This window comes from Accumulibacter sp. (genome assembly GCF_031732815.1).
GTDB lineage: Bacteria > Pseudomonadota > Gammaproteobacteria > Burkholderiales > Rhodocyclaceae > Accumulibacter.
This window is the reverse complement of record NZ_JAVMKF010000190.1, coordinates 1-3,961: the sequence shown is the minus strand read 5'-3', so window position 1 is coordinate 3,961 and position 3,961 is coordinate 1. Positions and strand designations below refer to the sequence as shown.

General features: G+C 61.5%; 5 protein-coding genes. 3 read left to right on the top strand and 2 right to left on the bottom strand.

From position 1 onward, the window contains the following. The 3 genes from RKP46_RS12585 to RKP46_RS12575 all read left to right on the top strand — a co-directional run. On the top strand, positions 1–1,262 hold a 1,262-nt coding region (locus RKP46_RS12585; protein ID WP_311106964.1), incomplete at its 5' end, for an ATP-binding protein. Further along, positions 1,262–1,504: a hypothetical protein gene (locus tag RKP46_RS12580; RefSeq protein ID WP_311106963.1), complete on the top strand. Its 243-nt coding sequence runs from the start codon at positions 1,262–1,264 to the stop codon at positions 1,502–1,504. The genes RKP46_RS12585 and RKP46_RS12580, both read left to right, overlap by 1 nt. 270 nt (positions 1,505–1,774) lie before the next feature. Then, entirely contained in the window at positions 1,775–2,137 is a 363-nt protein-coding gene (locus tag RKP46_RS12575; protein WP_311106962.1) for a hypothetical protein, read from the top strand. A 22-nt stretch (positions 2,138–2,159) separates the two neighbouring features. On the opposite strand, the gene RKP46_RS12570 is transcribed toward RKP46_RS12575, so the two are convergent. Together RKP46_RS12570 and RKP46_RS12565 are read right to left on the bottom strand one after the other, a co-directional pair. Continuing rightward, a complete protein-coding gene (locus RKP46_RS12570) occupies positions 2,160–3,062 on the bottom strand; it encodes an IS110 family transposase (protein WP_409194144.1) in 903 nt (300 codons plus the stop codon). A 660-nt stretch (positions 3,063–3,722) separates the two neighbouring features. Continuing rightward, positions 3,723–3,961: glycerol-3-phosphate acyltransferase (locus tag RKP46_RS12565; RefSeq protein ID WP_311106960.1), on the bottom strand; the 239-nt coding region annotated here is incomplete at its 5' end.

Here is a 3,961-nt window from a genome sequence, read left to right as displayed (position 1 = left end):
AACGCCTGGACATCATCAATCGCAGCGGCAAACACCTGCTGGCGCTGATCAACGATGTCCTCGACATGGCCAAGATCGAGGCCGGGCGCGTCCAGCTCGAGATCGTGCCCTTCGACCTGGGTGCCTTGACCGGCGAGCTGATGGAGCTGATGCGCGTGCGGGCCGTCGAGAAGGATCTGGAGTTGGCGCTCGAACAATCTCCCGATCTGCCGCGCTTGATCCGCGGCGACCAGACCAAGCTGCGGCAGGTGCTGGTCAATCTGCTCGGCAACGCGATCAAATTCACCGGCGCAGGCCGCATAACTTTGCGCCTGGCGGCGGTACCCGATGCCTACGGCTTTCGCCTGCTGATCGATGTGGAAGACAGCGGTCCCGGCATCGCGCTGCAGGATCAGACACGGATCTTCGAACCCTTCGTACAACTGGATCAGGCAGCTCAGCAAAAGGGCACCGGGCTCGGGCTGACGATCTCTCGACAATTTGTTCAGCTGATGGGCGGCCAACTCACGTTGACCAGCCAACTCGGACAGGGAAGTCGTTTTCGGGTCGAACTGCCGGTCGAGGCGGCTACACCATCCGAAATGCCGCTGCACGCCGACGAAGACAGAGAAGTGGTCGGGCTGGTTGCCGGCCAACCGGTTTATCGCATCCTGATTGTCGAAGACCAGCCCGAGAACGCCCTGCTGCTCCGCAACTGGTTGGAGGGTGCCGGTTTCCAGACGCAGATCGCCGAAAACGGGCGCCAGGGCGTGGCGCTGTTCCAGACGTGGCAGCCGCATCTGATCTGGATGGATCGGCGCATGCCGGAGATGGACGGATTGGAGGCGACCCGGCAGATCCGTGCCTTGGACGGTGGACGCGCGGTAAAGATCGTCGCCGTGACTGCCTCGGTCTTCGCTGACGAAGACGCCGCCATGTTGGCGGCGGGGATCGACGATGTGCTGCACAAGCCGGTTCAATCCTCAGCCATTTTCGACTGCCTGGCGCGCATGCTCGGCGTCTCCTACCTTTATCGGGAGAGTTCAGCGCGATCAGGAGCAAGAACAGCCACCCATGCGACGAACAAGGCCTCGCTGGCCAGCTTGCCGGAAAAGCTGCGCCGCGAACTGATCGACGCCTTGCTGGTATTGGACACCCAGCGCATCAATGCGCTCGTCGCGCAAGTCGCCGAAGTGGACCCAGCGGCGGGACAGTTCCTGCGCGACCGCACCGCCGACTTCGAGTACGAGGCGATCGACAAGGCGCTGCGAAGCGGCCTTTGATGGCCGGGCACCAGCCTCTCGAAGTGGTCGCCGGACGCGACTGCCCTGTGCTGCTGTTCAGGCGCCTGGTGGCCAACAATGCCTTGCTCGGCGGCAAGTCTGCGCCCGCGCAAAACCAGTTGACAGCGGTAATGCAGCGGGCGATCAGCGCTTACCGATGGCTGACCATCGACGAGATCGGCTACCTGCTGATGAGCCGCGAGCAGGCCAAGCTCGTCTTAAAGGTATCGCGGGTGAGCTAGAAGCTTGACGCGAGTAACTGTCTTGGAATACAAGCGAACACCTCGCGTCGCAACGCTCCGACTGTCCAGTCTGGCGTGAGATCAGTGACCAGTTTGCGTGGACTACACAGCGGTTGTGCTTCTTCGACGAAATGGGACCACCGAGCCTTGCGCCGCGGTAGCGATCTCCTTCATCGAACCGCCGGATACTTGGCCTGTTCGTCTGGTGGTGTGGGAGGGTGAGGTCGCGAGGCTTTCTTCTTTCCGGATCAGGCCGCACAAGGAACCGTCATGTCAAGCTATGGCACCAGATTCCATTCAATCGTAGCAAAATATCCGTTCCAGCGCTGGCAGCAAAGCGGTCTCGAGCAATACACCGAGGCGTCATGCACCGCCTTCGCAGAAGTTTTTGACAAACTGATCGCAAGACTGGTCAATTTGGGCGAGCATGCCACCGAGCAGGCAAAACTGGACGTCATCAAGGGCGCAGTCGAAGAACTGAACGCACTGAACGACGAAGACGACTCGCTCATCGAGACTGGTGAACGGGAAGAACTCTGCGAACTCGTCAATCTCGTGGCTTCGGCGTGCAGTCTTGATCCAGGCAGATACGGAGATGGCGAGGGCCCAGCCAGCGAATGGCGAAAGTGGTGAAATCTCTCCGCTGCCGCTAAACTCAGCGCGAGCAAGTCGAGCGAGGCTGGGCATTGGAAAAGCGGCCTAACATATCAGCAACTGTCTTTCGAGTCAGACGGTATGAAGAGAATCGCCCCGGGCCTTGCCGGTTCTGGCCATGGCGTTGAGGATAGTCGGGAACTTGCGCATGCAGGCGGCGATGGCGACCTTTTTTGGGTTTGGCGACGGCGACGAGGCGGTCGTAGAACTGCTTGATGACGGCATTGAATCGGATGGCCGCGAGCGCTGCCATGTAGAGTCCGCGGCGCACCTGCCCGCGTCCGCCGAAGATGGCGCGCTTGCCACGCATCTGGCCGGAATCGCGATTGAAGGGTGCCAAGCCGATGAGGGCGCTAATTTCCCGGCGCGACAACTGCCCCAACTCGGGTACTTCGGCGATCAAAGTGGCGACGGTGGTTGGGCCGATACCGCGCACGCTGGAAAGCCGCAGGGCCAAGTCGGCATGATGGGTTTCGATGTGCTTGGCAAGCTCAGTCTCGACCTGATCGAGTTCAGTGCGAATGACCATAATCATGGCGCCGATAAGCTTCCTGGCAGCGGTGTGACTGACCGACAGTCGTTGGCGCTCGGCCACCTGCATGGCGACGAGTTGCCGCGGACGTGCCACCAGTGCGTGCAGCGCCTGCTGCTGTGGCGTTGGTAAAGCGGTGACGAAACGATCACGCTCGGGGCTACCAGCCCGCACCTCAGCGACTTCAGCCAAGGCCTTGGCGTCAATGCGGTTGGCCTTGACGAGATAGCCCAGGGCTTTGGCGAAATCCCGTGCCTGGCGCGGATTGATGACGGCGACGGCAAAGCCGGCAGCTTGCCGGGCGCAGGTCAGGCTGCTCTCCAGGCCACCCGAGGCCTCCATGACGATCAGGTCGACCGCCTGCCCGGCCAAGTTGGCAAGATCGCTGGGTCCGGTCTTTCTCTTTTTTCTTCTGTCGCGCCTTTGGCAAGGCGCACGATCTTGCTCACGCGGGAGTAGTGCAAACCGAAGTAATCGACGATTTCCTTCAGCGTGTACCCGCCGCTCGCGTCCGCCCCGGCGGTGGCGGTGTTCCGATCGTCGCATTGCCGTGCGAAGTCAGCGAGATGCTGTGGGACGGGCCGCGCCCGGGCCTGCGGAACCTCGCGCCGATCGCTGCCGGCAGGAAGCCGGCCGCGCACTGATTCGACAAAAACGTGAGGGCCGAGGAACGGTTGCTGCTTGACTTGTCCCCATGGCGTCGTCGCCAGGCGGAGTCCTTCGACAAAGAAGCGAACGTAACGTACGCCGCAACCGCTTTCGGCATGGTCTCGCCGAATCCTGACAGGAAGCACTGCGTCGCCAACCAGTCCGGCGTGCATTCATCGGCAATCGTCGCGCGATAGCTGCTTCACTACCAGTCTCCAGGAGCGCGGACCATCGCTGCACGAACCGGGTTGAGAACGACGTAGCGGGCGAGTTCCAGCAGGTAAGCGTCCTTTTCGACCACTATTGCTTTGTAGCGACCTTGCTCTGACGTGCTCGTCGAACAAACGGTTCAGATCGCGGTTTCGCGCGATAGAAGCTTATTCGTCAGGTCTTCTTCCCGCTGCCGATCTTCGTCTCGCTGCCGGCGAGCAGTCTCTGCAGATTCTGCCAGTGCTTGCCGACGAGAAGGAGCGCAATGCCGGCGATGACCAGCACCATGCGATTGCCGCCCCACATGAGGAGCGCATAGAGCGGCGCGGCGAGCGCAGCGATGAGCGCGGCGAGCGAAGAGTAGCGCAAGGCGAATGCAACAACCAGCCAGGTGGCGAGCGTCGCCAGGCCAA

What these genes read in the sequence shown, in the direction of transcription:
- RKP46_RS12580 (WP_311106963.1), top strand. Translation starts at nt 1,262, where the DNA reads ATGGCCGGGCACCAGCCTCTCGAAGTGGTCGCCGGACGCGACTGCCCT.
- RKP46_RS12575 (WP_311106962.1), top strand. Translation starts at nt 1,775, where the DNA reads ATGTCAAGCTATGGCACCAGATTCCATTCAATCGTAGCAAAATATCCG.